Raw genomic sequence first — 19,035 nt, 5'->3', positions numbered from 1 at the left:
GCGATCCTACATGCCCTTCAGGACATGCTCTCCAGAGCATGCCCGTTCGGACAGCCCCGGCTCACCAGTCCTCGCGGAACCGCAGCACCGTGTCGCGCACGCGCTGGTACACGCTGGCGGTCGCGCGCACGTCGCCGCGGTTGTAAGAGGAGATCGCCGCCAGCTCGCCGCGGGCGTAGGCCGGGGCGACGTCGGCGCCGCTCATCCCGCCCTTCGGGCTGTCGACCCCGAGCGCCCAGCAGACCGCGTCGAGCGGGGCCGGGGCGACCGAGCGGCCGGTGGCGATCATGCGGTAGAGGTCGAGGTGCGGCCGCAACGCGTACGGGCTGCCGAGCAGATCGACCCGCGCCGGCACCTCGTGCACGAGGCTGCGCCCGAGCAGGAACGGCACGTCGAAGTTGCGCCCGTTGTAGCTGACCACCACCTCGGCCTGGGCCGCCAGCAGCCAGAACGCCTGCAGCAGCTCGCGCTCGCTGACCAATTGCAGCCACGGCGGCACCGCCTCGACCACCCGCCGCGGATCGCCGCCGGGCGGCACGCCGAGCGCCCACACCTCGCCGTCGAGGTCGTCGCCGTCCATGAACGCCAGCGACACGACCTGCCCGAACAGCGGCGACAGGCTCATCACCAGCCCCGGCTCGCACGCCTCGCGCGTCGCGTGGCGCTGGATCGCCTCGATCACGCTGGCCGGCATCGTCGCCGGGTCGTGCGCCGGCGCCGTCTCGATGTCGAACACCAGCGTGCGGCACAGCTTGCCCGCGACCCGCTCGAAGCCCTCGCCGAACACCCGCGCCGGCGCGTAGCCGTCGTCGTCGTCGAGCGCGCCGCGAAGCTTGCGGACGTTGAGCTGCAGCGCGCCCTGGTACTGCTCGACGCGGAACAGCAGCTTGACCGCCTGCCCGCGTCGCGCCGCCCTCGCCGCCTCCATCGCCTCGGGCGCGTCGTCCCAGACCTTGGCGGCGATGGTCCGCGCGGCGTCGCTCACCACCAGATCGAAGTACGGTCGACCCTGGCGGGTGCGGCCCTCCTGCACCTGCATGAGGCTCGCATAGGCCACGCACAGCCGGTTCGGATCGGGCACGAGCGTCGTCAGATCGGCGAGGAGTTCAGGACCCTGAGGCCGCGGGGCGAGCTCGGACACGGGACTTTGCATGGCGGGGTGCCGGGAGGATACTTGCGCGGAAGCGACCCGCCCAGCCGTCCGCTCGCGACACTCCGCGGGTCCGGCCCGGGTCCACATCGCCCGGAGGAATTTCCTTGCGCGTCACGCGAGCCACCACCGCCCTGCTCAGCCTCGCCACCCTGTGTGCCACCGCCTGCCGCGGCGATCGCCAGCCCGATCGGACCCCGCCCGCCGAAGCCGGCGACAAGCGAGACGTCGCCCCCACGACGGCCCCGGCGGCCCCCACGGGCGCGCTCGCCAACCTCGGCCCGCTGAGCAGCATGCTCGCCGACAAGCTCGACGCCCCCGGCCCCTACGACCCGCCGCGCCAGTCGCCCGGCTTCGACGCCGCCAAGCCGCACTGGCTCACCCTCGATCTCGGCGGCGAGATCGGCGAGCTCGCGCCGATGTCGCTGTTCGGCGGCGGCGCCCTCATCGAGCTCCACGCCCTGCTGACGCGCCTCGATCGCCTGGCCACCGACGCCAACGTCCAGGGCCTGCTGGTCCGCTTCACCGACGTGAGCCTCGACATGGCCACCGCCGAGGAGGTCCGCGGCGCCTTCCTCGCCTTCAAGGCCGAGGGCAAGCGCAAGCTCGTCTGCCACGCCGACGTCCCGACCAACGCCGTCTACTACCTCATGAGCGCCTGCGACGCCGTCGGCGTCCAGCCGGTCGGCGAGGTCATGATCCCCGGCCCGATGGCCATGCCGCTGCACCTGCGCGGCCTGCTCGACAAGCTCGGCGTCGTCCCCGACTTCGTGCACGTCGGCGCCTTCAAGGGCGCGGCCGAGCCGCTCACGCGCACCGAGCCGTCGAAGGAGATGCGCGAGACCCTGGCCGCCGTGGTCGATCAGGCCTATTTGACCATGCAGGCGGGCATCGCCGCCGGCCGCGAGCTGGCCCCCGAGACCGTCGCGCAGCAGATCGACGAGGCCCTGTTCACCAGCGAGGGCGCGCTCGCGGCCGGGCTCGTCGACGGCGTCGCCACCTACGAAGACTTCCGCGCCCAGCACACCGGCGGCGCCGCGTGGAAGCAGGTCAAGCTCAAGGACAGCCCGAGCGGCGGCGGCTTCGACATGGAGAAGCTGCAGACCTTCATCGGCCTGGTCCCGCCCAAGCGGCCCAAGGAGCCGCACATCGCCCTCGTCTACGCGCTCGGCAGCATCGTCGACGGCCGCGGCCAGGGCACCATCGGCGCGCGCAACCAGATCGCCGGGCGCACCCTCGCTGCCGCGATCGACAACCTCGCCGACGACGCCAACGTCGCCGCGATCCTGCTCCGCGTCGACTCCGGTGGCGGCAGCGCGATGGCCTCGGAGCAGATCTGGCGCGCGCTCCAGCGGGCCAAGGAGAAGAAGCCGGTCGTGGTGTCGATGGGCGGCGTGGCCGCGTCGGGCGGTTACTACATCGCCTGCGGCGCGACCAAGATCTTCGCCCTCGCCAACACCCTCACCGGCTCGATCGGCGTGGTCGGCGGCAAGATCGCCGTCGCCGGCATGCTCGAGAAGGTCGGCATCCGCACCTTCCCGATCACCAGGGGCAAGCGGGCCGCGATGTGGTCGGGCATGACCCCGTGGACCGAGGGCGAGCGAGCCCGCGTGCTGGCGACGATGGAGGACATCTACAAGATCTTCGTCGAGCGCGTCGCCAGCGGCCGCGGCAAGACCTTCGACGACATCCACGCGATCGCCCAGGGCCGCGTGTGGACCGGCGCCGCCGCCAAGGAGCGCGGCCTCGTCGACGAGCTCGGCGGCCTCACCGAGGCGCTCGCCGAGACCCGCAAGCTCTCCGGCATCGGCCCCGAGGTCGCGCTCGAGGTCTACCCGCCCGAGCCGACCCTCAAGGACCTGATCGAGGGCTTCGACACCGGCCCCAGCCTGCTCCGCGCCGCCGCCGAGCACGACCTGGTCCCGAGCCTCGCCGTCGCGCTCGGCCCCGGCGGCCTCGCGGCCGTCTCCGGCGTGCTGGCCCAGCTCGACGCCCTGCGCGAGGACCCGATCCAGACCGCGCTGATCTGGCCGGTCCTCCAGCGCTGACGGCCCGGACATGTCCTCGGGGGCATGACCCCGAGGACATGCTTAAACGAACATGGTCCTGCGGGCATGCCCCCGAGGACATGTCCCACGCGCCAGCCGCTAACCGTCGCCGACGTCGATCACGTCACCCTCGGCGGTGACCTCGAACAGGCGGTCGCGGCGGCCGCCGTTGGCGCGCACCTGGGCCCCGCCGGCCTCGTGCGTGAAGTCGAGCACGATCGAGTGGTTGAACGGCGTCTCGACCTCGGCCAGGCCCGAGTACGGCATGAACTCGTCGGCGTCGACCAGCAGCGCGGCGAGCTCGGCCTCCCAGCGGCCCATCAGCGTCTGCCAGCGGCGCCAGCCCTCGACCTTGAGCGCGCCGTCGACGTGGGACAGCAGGCGATCCGACTGGATCTCCACCTGCCGCTCGGTCGCCGTGTCGACCCGGATCTCGGTCACCAGCCGCTGACTGCCGTCGGGCGCCCACGTCAGCTGGGAGAAGCCGTCGAGCAGCGTCGCCTCGCCGCGCAGCGGCTCGTAGTAGATCGACGCCAGCAGGCCGTCGCCGTCGGGCCGCGTGTAGACCACGCGCATCGTCCCGCTGAGGCCGATCCCGGCGTAGGGGCACGGCTCGGCCTTGCTGCCGAACCACACCCGCAGCGCCACCGCGCCCGGGCGGCTGACCACCGCGCACGGCGTCTGCGTCGCCAGCCCGGCCGCGACCTGGTCGGTGATGTGGGCCAGGCTGTCGGCCGGGTCGATGCTGCCGACCAGCGCGACCATGGCGTTCTCGATCGCCATCGCCCGGCCCTGGTCGACCACCTCGACCACCGTCTGGCGCATCTCGACCGTGCTCGCCGGCTCGGGTGTGCACGCGAGCAGCGCGGCCGCGGCGGACAGAGCGAACACGACAGAGCGACGCACGCCCGGATCTTGCCCGTGGTGGCGCGCACCGGCAAGCCGGCCGGCTCCCGGGCGGCCCGCGATTGCCTCGTGGGGCCGCCCCTGCAACAGTATCCCCCACCCCATGGCCCCCCGCGCAATTTCCGTGTTCGCTGCGCTCGCCCTCCTGTCCGTCCCGGCGCGCGCGGCCGCGGGCGTCCAGGCCCCGCCCTCGCCGCACTCCAGCAGCAGCGGCTCCACCTCGCTGGCGCCGATGCCCGCGCCCCAGCCGGTCGACGGCAACCCGCCCGATCTCACCCAGCCCGCCAGCGTCCCGGCCTGGCAGCCGCCCTCCTCCGGCGTGGCCACCCCGGCGCCGCCCGACACCTCCGCTCCTTCAAAACCTGGCCCTGAGACCATGTCCCCAAAGCCAGGCGAAAAGGCCGAGGTCAAGGCCAAGCGCGAGCCCAAGCGCGGGCCGCTGTGGACCGAGGGTCAGCCGCTCATCGTCCGCGACTCCAAGGTCGGCGCCTACATCGCCCCTAACTTCAAGCTCACCGGCTTCGGACGCTCGCCCGGACTGATGCTCGGCGCCGACTTCGCCGTCATCGTCAACGAGCGCTTCATGTTCGGCGCCGCCGGCCACGCGCTCGCCACCCCGCTGCCGGCCCAGCGCTCCGACGACCGCACCTTCAACATGCGGACCCAGTACGCCGGCGTCACGCTCGCCGTCGCGTTGTTGCAGGTCCGTTTCTTCTCGCTCCAAATCGGCGCGCTCATCGGCGGCGGCCGGGTCTGCCTCAACGACGAGCGGCTCGATCGCTGCGTCAATCGTGCCGCCATGTTCGTCGCCGAACCCGAGCTCGGGCTGTCGTTCGCGCTGACCCGCGTGCTCCGGCTGGTGCTCTCGGGCGGCTATCGCTTCGCCGTGGCCCAGCCGTGGAGCGGGCCGAGCGACCGGATCCTCAGCGGCCTGACCGGCACTCTCGGCGTCCGCCTCGGCAAGTTCTGACGACTGCGACAGTCGTCGCGTGAACCTTCGATCGCCCGATCGCTCGAACAGCTGGCCGCGGACAGCCGTACGAAGCAGATGGCGATGAAGAGGGCTTGCTGCGCTCGCGACGGCGAGTATCGTAGGTCCGTGGAGTTGGTCGCGTCGTCCGAGCTCGAGGTCCCGCGTGCGGGCGCGCCGGAGCGTGCGCCCGTCGGCTCGGACCGCGAGCAGGCCTTCGCCGATCTCACGCGTCTGGCCGCCACGCTGCTGGCCGCGCCGATCGTCCTGCTCGCCCTCGCCGACGAGGACGCCGTGTGGCTCGCGGGCAGCTTCGGCCTCGGCGACGGCGACGCCTCACGCTACCTGTCCTTTTGTACCGCCGTGCTCGCGCGCGACGAGCCGCTCGAGATCGAAGATCTCGCCGCCGACCCGCGGTTCGCCGCGCATCCGCTGGTGGCCGCCTGCCCGCGGCTGCGCAGCCTCGTCGGCGTGTCGCTGCCCGGCGAGGCCGGCCGGGCGATCGCCGGCCTGTGCATCCTCGATGTCGTCCCGCGCCGCTTCGACGAGGACCAGCGGCGCGACCTCCTCGCCCTCGCGCGCCAGGCCGCCGTCCGCCTCGAGCTCGATCGCCGCGAGCGCGAGCTCGCCGAGCAGCGGGACGACCTCGCCCGCGCCCGCGCCGAGGCCGTCACCGCGGCGCGCGCCAAGGACCTCTTCCTCGCCAACATGGGCCACGAGCTGCGCACGCCGCTCAACGCGATCCTCGGCTGCGCCGAGATGCTGCGCGAGGAGGCCACCGCCGCCGGCCTCGGCCAGCTCCTGCCCGACATCCAGACCGTCGACCGCTCCGGCCGCCACCTCGTCGCCGTCATCGAGGACATCCTCGACCTCGCGCGCCTCGAGGCCGGCGTCCCGCAGCTGCGGCGCGAGTCGGTCGCGGTCGCGCCGCTGGCCGAGGAGATGGAGGCGGCCGTGCGCCCGCAGCTGCGCGGCAAGCCGCTGCGCTGGCGGATGGTGCTCGAACCTGGCCTCGGGGACATCACGACCGACGCCACCAAGCTGCGCCAGATCTTGCTCAACTTGCTGAGCAATGCGGTCAAGTTCACCGCGCGCGGCGAGGTCGAGCTGGCGGTGCGAGCGGCCCGCGAGGGCGACCGCGAGTTCATCGCCTTCTGCGTCGCCGACACCGGCATCGGCATCGACGCCGACAAGCTTTCGCTGCTGTTCCGCGACTTCTCGCAGGTCCACGACGCCCGCCACGGCTTCGGCGGCACCGGCCTCGGCCTCGCCATCAGCCGCCGCTTCGCCCGCCTGCTCGGCGGCGACATCGTCGTCGACAGCGAGAGCGGCCGCGGGTCCAGCTTCACCCTGCTGCTGCCGCGCGGCGAGCCGACCGCCGAGCCGCGGCGAGATTGAGCCTGTCTGTGAGAACATGTCCTTCGTGGCATGTCCACGAAGACATGTCGACATGGGCATGTCCTTCGAGACATCCAAGCAGGGCCGCCACGACGTGGGACGCTCGAGCCGAACGGCTGGGCGCCGGGCCGGCGAATCACGTCATCAAGCTGCCACGAGCGAATCGCGTCGTCGCGGCCAGCGCGGAGCCGCCTAGAAGCGCCCCTGCAGCAGCAGCCCGCCCATCGTCGGCAGGACCCGGACGCGAGCGCGCTGGCTCGACTCCCACTCGGACGTGGCGCGCTTGCCCTGGGCGAACGCCACCGCGCCGCCGATGATGAGGCCGAGGCCGACCACGCCGACCGCCATCATCCCGAACGCCACCCCGTTGGCGCGTACGCCGTCGCTGCGGAGGTCCTCGCGTCGGCCGCGGAGGGCGTCGCACGCCATCGTGTCGGCGCCCTGCACGTCGTCGGCCTGTGCCAGGCCGCAGCCGCCCGCCTCGAGCTGGTCGTAGACGGCGCCCTCACCGTTGAGCTGGTCGTGCAGCTTGCCGCCCTTGCTGGCGAACACGGCGCCAACCGCCACGCCCACCACCGTCAGCGCTCCGCCGCCGCTCATCAACCCGATGCCGAGCAGCCGCTTCGACCGGCCCGGATCGTCGACCGGATCGGGCGCCGCCGGCAGCGGCTCGGGCTCGGGCGCGACCTCGGGCGGACGGATCCGCTCGAGCTCCGCGTCGATCTCGGCCAGCGCCGGCTTCACCTCTTCGGGGTCGGCGCCGAGCGTCGGGTCCTTCTCGATCGCGTCGACGTACTCGACCAGCGCCTTCTTGGCCGCGTGCAGCAGGTCAGGCTGCTGCTCGGCGTCGTACAACCGCTGGTACGCCAGGCCGATGTTGTAGAGGATCAGCGGGTTCTTCGAGCACCGGTGGGCCGCTTCGAACTTCTCGATCGCGGCCCTGGTGAACTTCTGATCGTAGTCCTTGAGGCCCTCTTCGTAGAGGGCGCTCGGGTTGCGGCAGTTGGACGCTGGCTTGTCCTTGGATCCGGCAACGGGACTCACGGCGAAGTTGGCCGCGAGCACGAGGTGGAGCGTGAGCCGCAACATCGGGCGCGAGGCAGATGCATACCACGGATCGGCGAGGGCCGGCGGGTTTCGGCGCGGCCTGCCCGCGGTGCGCGAAAATTCCTGGGCGCCGCACCGCCTGTCCCGTCGCGCCCGCCAGGCCGCCACGTCTGGTCGCCCCCCGGGGTTCGCGTTACTGTCCCCCGGTGTTGCGAGATCTGCTGCGCAAGGCGCAATCGATGGCGGAGAAGCACCTGCCCGAGGGTGTCCGCGAGACCAGCCGCAAGCTCATCGAGCAGGTGCAGGAGCGCGCCGCGGCGCTCGGGGGCCGCAGCGAGGCCCGCCCCGAGCCGCCCGTCGAAGAGGCGGCGCTGCAAGATGAACCATTGGACAGGTCCGATCCGATCGTCGTCGTCGTGTTCGGCTACCCCGGCGACGCCGCCACCGATCACGTGACCGCGGTGTTCACCGCCGAAGGCATCCCCTTCCGCCGCATGAACCTCCACGACCAGCCGCAGGCCGCCCGCCAGATCGCCGGCGTGACCGGCGTGATGGCCCCGCCCTACCTCTACGTCCGCGGCCGCTTCTGGGGCGGCGAGGGCGAGATCGACGGCCTGCGCGCGCTCGGGGAGTTGCACGCCGTGGTCGCCGGCGACCTCGCCGGGCTCAGTGAGGAGGCACGCCGGCTCGGCAAGCTGCGCGAGGAATTCGACGACGGCCTCACCGCCGAGAACATCGCGTCCCGGCTCCGTCGCGGCCACATCCTCACCCTCGACGACCTCGACTGCTGGTTCGAGCCGGACGCCGAGGGTGGCCAGGGTCGATTGTTCTACGACGGCGCCCCGCGCCCCGCCGACGAGCTCGAGCAGGTCGCGGCCGAGATCGCCGCGCGCAACGCCGACGGTGACCTGCGCGCCGTCTGGCGCTTCGAGCCCGCCGTGTCGATCTGAACCGCGAGACGCGACCGCCGTGAAGCGAAGCGCCGTAACCGGCGCTTCGCTCGGGCAGCGCGTCGGACGTTGCACGCGCAAAAAAGAAGGGGCCGCGCAGGGCGGCCCCTTCTTCGTCGAGCGCGTCGCGGAGACGACTCAGCCGCCGGTGGTCGTGGTCATGCCACCGGTCGTGGTGTCGGTCGTGGTCATGCCCACGTCCTCGGACAGGTCACCGCACTGCGAGAGCAGGCGGGGCGCCACGTCGACGGCCCACACGCCGCTGCAGTACTGGCCGTACTGCGGCCACACCTTGTTGTTCTGGTCCTTGTACAGGGTGTTGTCGGGGTCGAACGAGAACTGGCACAGATCGCACTCGTCGCCGATGCCGTCGAAGTCCTGGTCGCGCTGCGGCAGCGTGCACATGAACTTGTAGAGCTCGTCGGCGTTGCCGTTGATGCTCGGGCTGTCGAGGTTGAGCGGCTGACCGGCCTCGGCGCAGCCGGGCGGCAGGTTGACGACGCCGTGGATGCCGAGGACCTTCGGCGGCAGCTGGCGGCACTTGTCGGGCCCCTCGCCGCCGCAGTCGGCCTTGAGCGGGACGAACAGCGGCGGGAGCGGCGGCTCGGAGCCGTCCATCGCCATCGCCCACGCCTCCCGCGCGGCCTGGTACTCCATCATCAGGCGCTCGACTTCGTCGCGTTCGAGCGGCTCGCCGTCGGGCATCAGGCGCGGGGCGTCGAGCGTGTCGACCGGGAACACCGTCGTGCAGCACATGCCCGAGGGCGCGACCTTGTCGTAGAACGCGATCGGGCGCGCGTCCGGACGGTCGAAGCACTCGTTGTTGGTCTCGCAGTTGAAGCCGACGAAGTCGCCGTCGAGGTCGTTCTCCTCCGACATGCCCATCTGGACCTGCTGCGGGTTCTGATCGAACGGACAGGTGTCGCAGATGTCGCCGACGTCGTCGCCGTCGAAGTCCGAGTGGTTGCTGCAGAACCCGGCTGCGCAGGTCACGTCCTCGCCGCCGCACTCCGCGTCCTCAGTGCACGCCTTGACACGCTGGCGCGGGCACCTGTCGTCCTTGTTGGCGACGCCGTCCTGGTCGAAGTCGTCCTCGAGGCCGAAGCCGACCGGGCCCGCCGCGCCCATCTCGGGCATCGTAATCAGCCCGACGCACGCGTCACCGATGAACGGGTTGGCGTCGATGTCGACCTGGCACTGGCTGTCGTTGTTGAACGGGACGGGGTCGCCGATCTTGGCCGGCTTCTTGTTGCCACCCTCGCCGAAGTCGCCGCAGTTGGCCACGGTGATGCAGTTGTCGCAGACGTCGCCGATGCCGTCGCGGTCGAAGTCGGACTGGTCCGGGATGTTGCGGACCTTCATCTTCTCCGAGGCCGAGGCCGCCGCCGCGTTCTTGTTGTAGGTGGCCACCGGGCGGGTGCAGAAGTCGCACTCGTTGCCGATGCCGTCCTTGTCGGTGTCGGCAAACGGGTTCATCGTCGCCACCGTCGGGCACAGGTCGACCACGTCGCCGGCCTCGTCGCCGTCGCTGTTGACCTGGTCCGGGTTGAAGTCGTCGGGCGCGTTGTCGCAGGAGAACGGGAAGCCGTCGAGGTCCTCGTCCTCCTTGCACTTCGGCGAGTCGATCTCGAAGTCGTACCAGAAGTCCGGCGAGGCGGCCTTGCCACCCTTCGCCACGTTCCCGTCGCCGTCGACCTTCGGCATGCCGAGCACGAGCGGCATGCCGCACGCGTCCCAGAACGCCGCCGCGTAGTCGGCCGGGCGGTTCTTCATCGCCTCGAACACGTCCTCGCCGTCGGCGAGCGTGAGGCCCGGGACCTTGAAGCGGTAGCGGATCGGGTTGTCGCTGGAATTCGGCTGCAGGATGGCGCCGAACTCCTTGGCGTCGATCTCGACGCGGACCGACCCGATGTCCTGGTCGCGGACGTTGACCGACAGGCACGGCACGCTGCCGACGCCGGCCTCGAGGTCCTCGGCCGTCTTGGCGCAACCGGGGCCGCCCGCGATCACCTTGCCCTCGACCGGCTCTTCGTCGGTGCCGCCGAGCTCGATGATCTGCAGCTTCAGCAAGTTCGACGGGCTCATGTCGTACTTGTTCGAGAAGCGCAGCTCGAAGTCGTCGCACGCGCCGATGCGCAGGTTGTTGGTCGGGAAGCCGCTGCCCGGGACGACGTGGAAGTCGGGCGTGTGGATGACGTAGGTCGCCTTGTCCCGCAGCGTGTTGCCGACCTTGTCGCGGATGTATTGGGCGATGCCGCCGGTCGTCTCGTTCTTCGTCGACTCGTCGTTGAAGACGATCTTGTAGGTCGAGCTCGAGCACATCGCGCGATCGAAGTTCTCGTAGCTCTCGAAGAACCCGTTGTCGTTGCCGCGCCAGCCGTCGCGGATGTTGAGCGCACCGGCGCCCTTGGACCGGCCCGCCGAGCAGGTCTCGGCGAAGCTCCGCGGGACCGCGCCGAGGTCGGCCGGCAAGAACAGCACGCCCTTGATCGCCGGGTCGTAGATCACGCCGCCGTTCTTCGACACGAACTTCATCGCGTACTGCCCGATCTTCTCCTTGATCAAGGGCTTGTTGATGTCGCCGCCCTCGCGGCACAGCGAGGCCACGAGGTCGCCGCAACCGGGCGCCGGATCCTCCTCGCACACGCAGTTGCGAGCGACGCTCGGCAGCGTCTCCTTGCGGTCGTAGCGGCTCGTCGGCTGGACGCCTTCCTGGAAGTACGGGTCGCAAGCGGCGGGCACCTGGCCACCTTTGCTGAGCTCGGCGCGGCAGCCCTCGAGCGCCGAGATCGAGTTGCTGAGGTCGGAGTCGGCGAAGGCGAAGCGGCGGCCCTTGGCCTTGTCCGCCGACTCCGACTGCTTGGAGGTGCACGTCTCGTCGCGGCAGATCGGGTACGGGACCTGGGTCTGGAAGCAAGCGGCGACGCCGTTGCCGTTCCAGCGCTTGTCGACGCAGTAGCCCTGCTCGCCGGTGGTGGCCGTCTCGACGCGGCACTCGACGAACCACTCGGCGCGGCAGAACTTGTCCTCGCACTCCGGATCGGAGCCGCTGCACGCGGCGCCGTTCTTGGTGCCGACGCAGTTGCTGCCCGGCAGGGCCGGATACGGCTTGACCGCGCAGTCCTCGTCGGTCTCGCAGCGGATGTTGAGCTGCTCGAGGCCGGGCGGGCGCTCGTCGGGATGCGTCTCGCGCAGCTTGTCCTGCAGCGGCACGCGGAAGGTCTGCTTGCCGTCGGTCCAGTCGTACGAGTACTCGCGGACCTCCTCGGTCCGGTTCACGTACGGGATGAAGTCGCGGCACTGCGCGAACTTGTCGCCCATCAGATCGCAGGTGAGCGCGTTGCCGGCGTTGGGGCTGCGCAGCTGGTTGCTGTTGGCCTCCTGGCTGGCCGGGACCGGCGTGGTCGTGCCGTACTTGGCGATGTTGACCGCGAGCTCGTAGTCACACGCGTCGCAGCAGGTGTCGACGCCGTCCTGCGGGGTCGTGCACGACTGCGAGGCGCGGCGCGCGTCGGTCTCGCCCTTGTAGGTCTTGACCTCTTCGGCCACCCGCATCTTGAGCGGGATGGTCTTCTTCGACTTCGGGTCGACGAACAGGCCGTCACAGGAGTTGTCGGCCACGTTCTCGTGGTTGAACCCCTTGCCCTGCTCGTTCAGGTTGTCGATGCAGGCCAGGTTGACGAGGCGCGCCACCTGGTCGGGCGCCGTCTGCGAACCCGGGCGATAGTCGCCGTTATAGCGCGTGATCGGGCCTTCGAGGTGGACGATGTTCGTCTTCCAGTCGTAGACCTCGAACAGCTGCGGGTTGACCGGCGACTTGCGGACGAGCTCGACCGACTGCGGATCCAGCAGGTTGTTGAAGATGAACTGCAGGCCGTCGGTGACGATCAGCGGCGAGACCTTGCACCACTCCTGGGCGCCGCGCGGGGCCTCGAGCGCCGCGTCGGTCTCCAGACAGGGGATGACCTTCTCGACGAAGTAGTTGCCGTTCTTGATCTCGCCTGGACACTCGGGACCCTCGCACTCGGGGCCGAGCAGCTTGACGACCTTGCCGGCATAATTGACGCCCGCGACGGTCTCGAGGATCAGGTTCTCGGGGTCACAGACGCCGCAATCGGGGTCGGTCACACAGCCGCTCAACACCGTCGAGGCGCCGAACACAGCGAACACGGCCAGCGCCCAGGCGCCAGAGCCGGCGTCGCCGCGGTGAATCGGGCGCGACAAGCGGGGAATGCTTCGGAGGAGGTTTTTACGCATGGCGTCGGTCCTGCTCATCGAGTCGGTTAGGTTTTCTGCCGCAAGCTGTCCGGAGTCGGCTTGTCCTTGTTCTTCATGATGCCGAGCACGTCAGCGCCGGAGTGCTTGGCGATGTCGAGCACCTCGACCGCGAGCCCGTAGACGGCGTCATCGTCGAAGTTGACGAAGATGACCTTCTTGTCGCGGAACTTGAGCTGGTTCTCCAGCGTGTCCTTGAGGCTCGCCTTGTCGACCGGCGTCCGGTTGATCGTGATGGCCCCGTCTTTCGTCAGACCGAGGACGAGGTTCTCACTCTCGGGCTGCGGCTTCTGCCGCGTCTTGCTCTCGGGCGGCACCTTGACCGAAAGCTCGGGCACGTTCTTCGGCAGCATCACCATGAAGATGATGAGCAGCACGAGACAGACGTCGACGAGCGGAGTGACGTTGATATCGCTCTGGGCTCCCTTTTTGGAGCCACCTGCGGACATGCTCATGGTGATCCTTCGCGGCCGCCGAGGGCTCGCGCTGATAATTAGCCTACCGCCGTTTGCCGCGGAGGGATAGGAAAAACGCAAGCGGCGCGCCCTGGGGAGGGTCGCGCCGCGGGGTTTGAGCGGGCTTTGGTTCGGACGGAGTTCGGACGCGGGGAGCTCGGCGATGGCGGGTTCGGTGACGCGGCGAACAACTCGGGGTCGGTGGCGCGAGCGCCTGGAGGCATCGCCGACAGCCCGGCCGCTCGCCCGGCCGCAGCATCACGGACGCTCAGGTCGGGGGTGGACCCGACTGATTGGCAACCTCGACCACGAGGGCCACGTCCTGCATCTGGGCGTTGGACCCCGTGATCCACTCCATGACTGTCTTGATCCGGCCCCACTCGGTGCCCTTGTCGCCTTTGACGAACAGGATCGGGCCCGTATAGTCGTTGGCCATCGCCTTGCCGGAGGCGATCTTGAGGTCCTCCTCGAGACGGGCGAGGAACGGCTCTTTGTCCGTGTACATGTCCGTCTCGACCCAGGCGCCGTCGTCGTTGACCGAGACGAACACCTGGTCGCCCTCCTTGTGCATCGTCGCGGTGGTCAGCGTCGGCAGCTGGACCGCCACGCCGCGCCCGAGCATCGGCGTCACCACCATGAAGATGATGAGGAGCACCAGGCAGACGTCGACCAGCGGGGTGACGTTGATGTCGCTGTTGGCCTGCGCCGGCTGAATGCCGTGGTCGCTCTTGTACGCGACGTGCCGCCGGTGCTTGCCGCCCTTGCCCCCGCGGCGAGGGCTCGTGGAAGCGGACATCAGGGGTAGCGCCCTTCCTTGAGGACGAAGTCGATGAGCTCCGACGCCACGTCGTTCATGTCGATCTGGAAGCCCTCGACCCGCGCGTTGAAGGAGTTGAACATCACGACCGCCGGGATGGCGACGAGGAGGCCCACCGCGGTGGCGACGAGGGCCTCGGAGATCCCGCCGGCGACCGACGACAGACCGCCGCCGCCGTCGGACGAGATGCCCTGGAACGAGTTGATGATGCCGACCACGGTGCCGAGGAGGCCGACGAACGGGGCGGTGGTGCCGACGGTCGCCAGCGAGGTCAGGCCGCGCTTGAGGTTGGCCGTCTCACGCTCCTTGGCGCGCTCGAGCTGGCGGTTGACCGCGTCGACGAGGTCGAAGTCGCCGACATCCTCGGGACCCTCCTCGTTGAGGGCCTCCATGCCCTTGATGTACTCGTTCAGACCGGCGCCGACGACCTTGGCCAGCGGGCTGTCGCCGTGGGTCTGCGCCGCCGCGACCGCCTCTTGCAGCTTGCGCTCCTGCAAGAAGTTGCGCAGCAGCATGATGTACTGGATCGAGTGCCGCCGCGACCGCGAGTAAGCCCGCAGGCGCTCGAGCACGATCGCCAGAGACAGCAGGAACATGAGCATGAGCAACACCAAGATGACCTTGGCGAAGATGCCCATCTGCTCCCACATGCCTGCGAGGGAGAAGTCCGTGCCGCCGGTGTTGGCGAGTAGCGTGGTGATGTCGATGAGCTCCATGTCGGATGCCTGTCTTCTCGTTGGGGTCGGCTGAGGGCCTGAAGGCCGTGCGGTGGATCAGGCCCGGAGGGCCGTGCAGTGGATCAGGCCCGGAGGGCCGTGCAGTGGATCAGGCCCGGAGGGCCGTGCAGTGGATCAGGCCCGGAGGGCCGTGCAGTGGATCAGGCCCGGAGGGCCGTGCAGTGGATCAGGCCCGAAGGGCCTTGTATTGGGGTCTTGGCGGGGCCGGCGGGTGGAGCCGCGAGGCCAGAAGTCTTGAGGTCGCGCCGGCGAGGACCAGGGCCGGTAGACCGTGGAGCGCTCAGGCCCGGAGGCGGTGGCGCTCGAGCCCGGAGGGCCCTGAAGTCAGTTGAACTTGATGTTGAAGTCGACCTCGGAGCACACCTTGGTCGCCTTGCCGCCGACCATGAAGGGCTTGAAGCGCCACTTCTTGACCGTGTCGCGGCAGATTTCGTCGACCTTGGGGTCGTTGTGGGGGAACTTCTTCTTGGTCTTCACTTCGGTCGTCTTGCCGTCGACGTCGACGCAGAAGAAGATCGTGACGGTGCCGGGCCGCTTGTCGAACATGCCGGCCTTGGTCGCGGCGAGCTTGTTGCTCTCGGGATCGGGCTTGTAGATGGCGTTGCCCATGACCACCGCGATCGGCTTCGGCGCGACCGCCTGGGTCGCGTCGCGCTTGGTCGCCACGCCGCCGAGCTGGCCGCCGAGCTGACCGCCCAGCACACCGCCCAGCACGCCGCCGGGCACACCGCCGGGCACGCCGCCGGGCACGCCGCCGGGCACCGAATTGGTCTTGGGGCCGCCCGCCGTCTTCTTCACGTCGGGCACCTTGTCGGGCGTCTCCTTCGGCTGAACGATCTCCTCCGGGACGTCCTCCTCGGGGATCTCTTCCTTCTCCTCTTCCTCCTGGGTCTCGGCCGCGGCGGGCGGCGGAGGCGGAGGTGGAGGCGGCGCGGCCTCCTCGGCGCTCATCTGCACCATCAAGAACTGGACCGTCGGCGGGTCCACCTTGGTGATGTTCATCTTGTTCGCGGCCCAGACGAAGATGATGCCGGAGAAGGTGAGCGTGCCCGACACGACCGAAGCGATCGCGATCCGGCGCTGACGCTTGGGGTCGGACTTTTGGTACGTGAGATAGTGTTCAAACATGGTGCGGTCTCACTGGCCCCGAACGCCCGCGTGCGAAGCGGGCGCCGCGACTACTTGCTGCCCTGCCCCTTGACCTTCTTGCCCTTGCCCTTGACCGGCTCCGGCGTGGCGCCGCTCTCGAGCACCCGGATCTCCTCCTCGATCGCCTTCTTGCGCTCGGCGTCGGAAGCCTCTTCTTCGGGGGAGATCGGGCGCGGCGCCAGCATGCAGCACGGGCCCTCCGGCGCCTTGTCAGTCGGGCACTCGGGCTCGACCTTGATGTCGCAGATCGCCTTCTGCTGCCGCCACGCCGACATGCCGTCCTCGCGCGCGAGGATCAGGTTGAGGTTCTCGTAGGCGGTGTTCTGCGTCGGATCGTCGCCGTAGCGCCGCGCCAGCTGCCGCTGGGTGTACGCGATCGACCGGTAGATGTACGCCTCGATGAACTTGTGGTCGATCATCGTCGCCTTGTCGAGGAGGGCGATCGCCTCGTTGGCGAGCGCCAGGCGCTCTTCCTCCGACAAGTTGGTGTTGTACTGCACGCCGCTGTCGGGCTCGGGGTAGAGCCGCTCGAGCTTGCGGATCGCCAGCGAGAGGTAGGCGCGCACGCTGGTCGGGAAGTCGACCGTGCGCTTGACGAACCACTCGTCGGCGTCCTTGGTGCGCCCGCAGGTTTCGTACTGCTTGGCGATGCGCGTGTACCAGCCCTCTTCCTTCGAGTTCTTGTTGTGCTGCTCGAGGAAGTAGGACAGCAGGTCGTCGCAGCGCTCGTCGGCGTCGAGCAGCGCGAGCCGGTGGTTGAGGTACGCCGCGCGGTCGTCTTCGGTCACCTCGTTGCCGGCGCGGTCGAGCCAGGTCTTGAAGTCCGACAGCGCGAGGTCGGTGAAGACCTTGCGATCGGCGAGCTGGTTCGGATCCTTGATCTTGAGGACGATGCTCTCGGCCGCGCAGGCGCGGTTCCAGAACAGCGTGACCAGGTCGGGCTCCAGCTTCTCGGCCTCGTTGTACTTCTCGATCGCCTCGCGATACTGCCCGTTGGCGTAGAGGGTGTTTCCCTCGCGGATGAAGTCGCGCGCGGCGATCTTGGTGCAGCCGGGCGCCAGGAACAGGGCACACGCGGCAACTGCGGCGAGAATCGGACGCATGGAGAGCGCCAGTGTACAGACATGTGAGGGGAGTTCAAGACGCCCCGCGGTTCCGAGCGCGACCGCGGGCCGACCTCCGGTCCTGGCGGCGGGGCCGCAAGGCCACGGCGCACGTGCGAGGCGGCCTGCACGGTCCGGCGTCCGAACTCGGTCCGATCTGCGGATCCCCGCGGCCCTAGCCATCCGTCCAGCGCGAGCCGCTCCCCCTCGCCGCATCGCCGCCGCAGGCCGAGGGTGTCGCGGTGTGCCGCCAGGGGTCGCCGCCGGCGCCCGCCCCTGCCCCGAACACCAAGTCACTCGAGGCTCGCGCCCGTGGATCGCCCGAGCCCCTTCTGCATCGGGTCTTCTCACCCGCCAGCGAGGGCGAGCGAGACGTCGGCGAGGCGCGTGCGGCAGGCTGCGAGGGTGATCAGGCGGTCGAGGCCGAGAGCGATCCCGGCGCACGGCGGCAGCCCGGGCAGCTCGGTCAGGAATTCGTCGTCGATCGGCAGCGCCGCCGAGCCGTGGGCCCGCCGCAGCTCGTTGACCGCCGCGAACCGACGCCGCTGCTCGTCGGCGTCGCGCAGCTCGACGTAGCCGTTGGCGATCTCCAGCCCGCCGACGTGGCACTCGGCCCGCCGCGCCAGCCACGGCCGCTCCGGGTCGGTCACCGCCAGCGCCGCGAGCGGCGCCGGGAAGTCGACCAGGTGCGTACCTTCATGTCCTTTCAGCCATGTCTCGAAGAACATGTCCGACCAGGCAGTAAAGAAAGCCGTCCACGCCATCAGGGTCCGCGCCGCCGGGTCCGCGCCCGCGGCCGGCACCAGCGCCGCGACCACCTCGGCGGCCAGCGCCGGCGGCAGCGCGGCCACCAAGGCGTCGGGCCCCTCGTCGCCGCGCAGGCGCGCGCCGCAGGTCGCGGTCACCACGTCGCCGAAGCGCGCGCGCTGCCAGGTCTTCGGGACATGTCCGTTCGTACCTGTCGCAGCGAACACCCGGGCTACGAGCGCCTCGACGTCGGCGAGCAGCGGATCGAGATCGGCGCCGAGGCGGTACCACTCGACGAGGTGGAACTCTTCGCTGTGACGATCGCCGACCTCGGCGCGACGGAACACGTGGGCGATCTGAAAGATCGGCCCGCTGCCGCGCACCAGCAGCCGCTTCATCGCCAGCTCGGGGCTGGTCGCCAGCAGGCCCGGCGGCGCGGCGATCGGCTCGATGAACGGCTCGACCGCGACCGCGGGCACGCGCACCGGCGTGCTGACCTCGCGCAGGCCCGCCTCGCGAAAATAGCCGCGCACGGCGGCCAACGCGGCGTCCCAGATCTGTACGCGGGCGGGCCACGCGAGCCCGCCGAGCTCGGCCGCCATCGAACGACTAGGTGTTGATGCGCTCGACGTAGGAGCCGGTGCGCGTGTCGATCTTGACCTTGTCACCCTCGCGGATGAACAGCGGGACCTGGATCTTGTGGCCGGTCTCGACGGTCGCGTTCTTGGTCGCGTTGGTGGCGGTGTCGCCCTTCACGCCCGGCTCGCACTCGGTGATGGTCATGACGATGTGGCTGGGCAGCGTCACGCCGACCGGACGGTCGTTGTAGAAGAGGACGTCGACCGCGATCTGGTCGAGCAAGAAGGCCGAGTCGTCGCCGACGATCTCGTCGGCGAGGGCGACCTGCTCGTAGCTCTCGTTGTCCATGAAGGTGAACCCGTTCTGGTCCTTGAACAGGTACTGCATCTTGCGCGACTCGACGTTGGCCGGATCGAACCGCTCACCCGAGCGCCAGGTCCGATCGAGGACCGCGCCGGTGATCATGTTCTTGAGCTTGCACTTGTAGAGCCCCTGCCCCTTGCCCGGCTTGACGAACAAGAATTCGACGACGACGTAGGGGTGGCCGTCGAGCTGGACCTTTGCGTTCTTGCGGAGTTCGGAGACGTCCATGGGCGTGCGGTGGGTAGTACCTCCATGGCCTCCGTGTCAACGGCGATCGCCGCCGGGGCCGCCCGAGAGAAGTCTCGTCGCTCGCCGTCGCGCCACCTGCGCATTTCTGCGAG

General features: G+C 69.8%; 15 protein-coding genes. 4 read left to right on the top strand and 11 right to left on the bottom strand.

Annotation, left to right across the window (positions count from 1 at the left end):
- Positions 1–61: 61 nt before the first annotated feature.
- Positions 62–1,153 (bottom strand): ribonuclease H-like domain-containing protein, encoded by a 1,092-nt coding sequence (locus tag POL25_RS39325; RefSeq protein WP_272091545.1) that lies wholly within the window; start codon positions 1,151–1,153, stop codon positions 62–64.
- Between the two features lie 104 nt (positions 1,154–1,257).
- Between POL25_RS39325 and sppA the strand changes: the two genes are divergently transcribed.
- On the top strand, positions 1,258–3,198 hold the full coding sequence (gene sppA / locus POL25_RS39320; protein ID WP_272091544.1) for a signal peptide peptidase SppA: 1,941 nt from the start codon (positions 1,258–1,260) through the stop codon (positions 3,196–3,198).
- 99 nt (positions 3,199–3,297) lie between these two features.
- On the opposite strand, the gene POL25_RS39315 is transcribed toward sppA, so the two are convergent.
- Positions 3,298–4,104, bottom strand: coding sequence for a hypothetical protein (locus POL25_RS39315; protein WP_272091543.1), 807 nt, complete (start codon positions 4,102–4,104; stop codon positions 3,298–3,300).
- Between the two features lie 103 nt (positions 4,105–4,207).
- On the opposite strand from POL25_RS39315, the gene POL25_RS39310 reads away from it, so the two are divergent.
- Together POL25_RS39310 and POL25_RS39305 are read left to right on the top strand one after the other, a co-directional pair.
- A complete protein-coding gene (locus POL25_RS39310; protein WP_272091542.1) occupies positions 4,208–5,074 on the top strand; it encodes a hypothetical protein in 867 nt (288 codons plus the stop codon).
- A gap of 129 nt (positions 5,075–5,203) precedes the next feature.
- Positions 5,204–6,472, top strand: coding sequence for a sensor histidine kinase (locus tag POL25_RS39305; RefSeq protein WP_272091541.1), 1,269 nt, complete (start codon positions 5,204–5,206; stop codon positions 6,470–6,472).
- A 192-nt stretch (positions 6,473–6,664) separates the two neighbouring features.
- On the opposite strand, the gene POL25_RS39300 is transcribed toward POL25_RS39305, so the two are convergent.
- A complete protein-coding gene (locus POL25_RS39300) occupies positions 6,665–7,561 on the bottom strand; it encodes a hypothetical protein (RefSeq protein ID WP_272091540.1) in 897 nt (298 codons plus the stop codon).
- A gap of 164 nt (positions 7,562–7,725) precedes the next feature.
- Between POL25_RS39300 and POL25_RS39295 the strand changes: the two genes are divergently transcribed.
- Positions 7,726–8,469, top strand: coding sequence for a hypothetical protein (locus POL25_RS39295; protein ID WP_272091539.1), 744 nt, complete (start codon positions 7,726–7,728; stop codon positions 8,467–8,469).
- Between the two features lie 138 nt (positions 8,470–8,607).
- On the opposite strand, the gene POL25_RS39290 is transcribed toward POL25_RS39295, so the two are convergent.
- The 8 genes from POL25_RS39290 to efp form a co-directional block, all read right to left on the bottom strand.
- The gene (locus POL25_RS39290) at positions 8,608–12,693 is read right to left on the bottom strand and encodes a thrombospondin type 3 repeat-containing protein (protein WP_272091538.1); all 4,086 of its coding nucleotides are present in this window, start codon (positions 12,691–12,693) and stop codon (positions 8,608–8,610) included.
- 59 nt (positions 12,694–12,752) lie between these two features.
- Positions 12,753–13,199, bottom strand: coding sequence for an ExbD/TolR family protein (locus POL25_RS39285; protein WP_272091537.1), 447 nt, complete (start codon positions 13,197–13,199; stop codon positions 12,753–12,755).
- Positions 13,200–13,467: 268 nt separating this feature from the next.
- Entirely contained in the window at positions 13,468–13,995 is a 528-nt protein-coding gene (locus tag POL25_RS39280; protein WP_272091536.1) for an ExbD/TolR family protein, read from the bottom strand.
- The gene (locus POL25_RS39275; RefSeq protein ID WP_272091535.1) at positions 13,995–14,732 is read right to left on the bottom strand and encodes a MotA/TolQ/ExbB proton channel family protein; all 738 of its coding nucleotides are present in this window, start codon (positions 14,730–14,732) and stop codon (positions 13,995–13,997) included. The genes POL25_RS39280 and POL25_RS39275 overlap by 1 nt, the downstream gene beginning before the upstream one ends.
- 345 nt (positions 14,733–15,077) lie before the next feature.
- Positions 15,078–15,881: an energy transducer TonB gene (locus POL25_RS39270; RefSeq protein ID WP_272091534.1), complete on the bottom strand. Its 804-nt coding sequence runs from the start codon at positions 15,879–15,881 to the stop codon at positions 15,078–15,080.
- Between the two features lie 50 nt (positions 15,882–15,931).
- Entirely contained in the window at positions 15,932–17,005 is a 1,074-nt protein-coding gene (locus POL25_RS39265) for a tetratricopeptide repeat protein (protein WP_272091533.1), read from the bottom strand.
- 347 nt (positions 17,006–17,352) lie between these two features.
- A complete protein-coding gene (locus POL25_RS39260) occupies positions 17,353–18,354 on the bottom strand; it encodes an amino acid--tRNA ligase-related protein (RefSeq protein WP_272091532.1) in 1,002 nt (333 codons plus the stop codon).
- Between the two features lie 7 nt (positions 18,355–18,361).
- Entirely contained in the window at positions 18,362–18,922 is a 561-nt protein-coding gene (efp, locus tag POL25_RS39255) for an elongation factor P (protein ID WP_272091531.1), read from the bottom strand.
- Between the last annotated feature and the right edge of the window lie 113 nt (positions 18,923–19,035).

Origin of the sequence: Nannocystis bainbridge (assembly GCF_028368995.1) — a bacterium.
GTDB lineage: Bacteria > Myxococcota_A > Polyangia > Nannocystales > Nannocystaceae > Nannocystis > Nannocystis bainbridge.
This window is presented reverse-complemented; position numbering and strand designations above follow the sequence as displayed.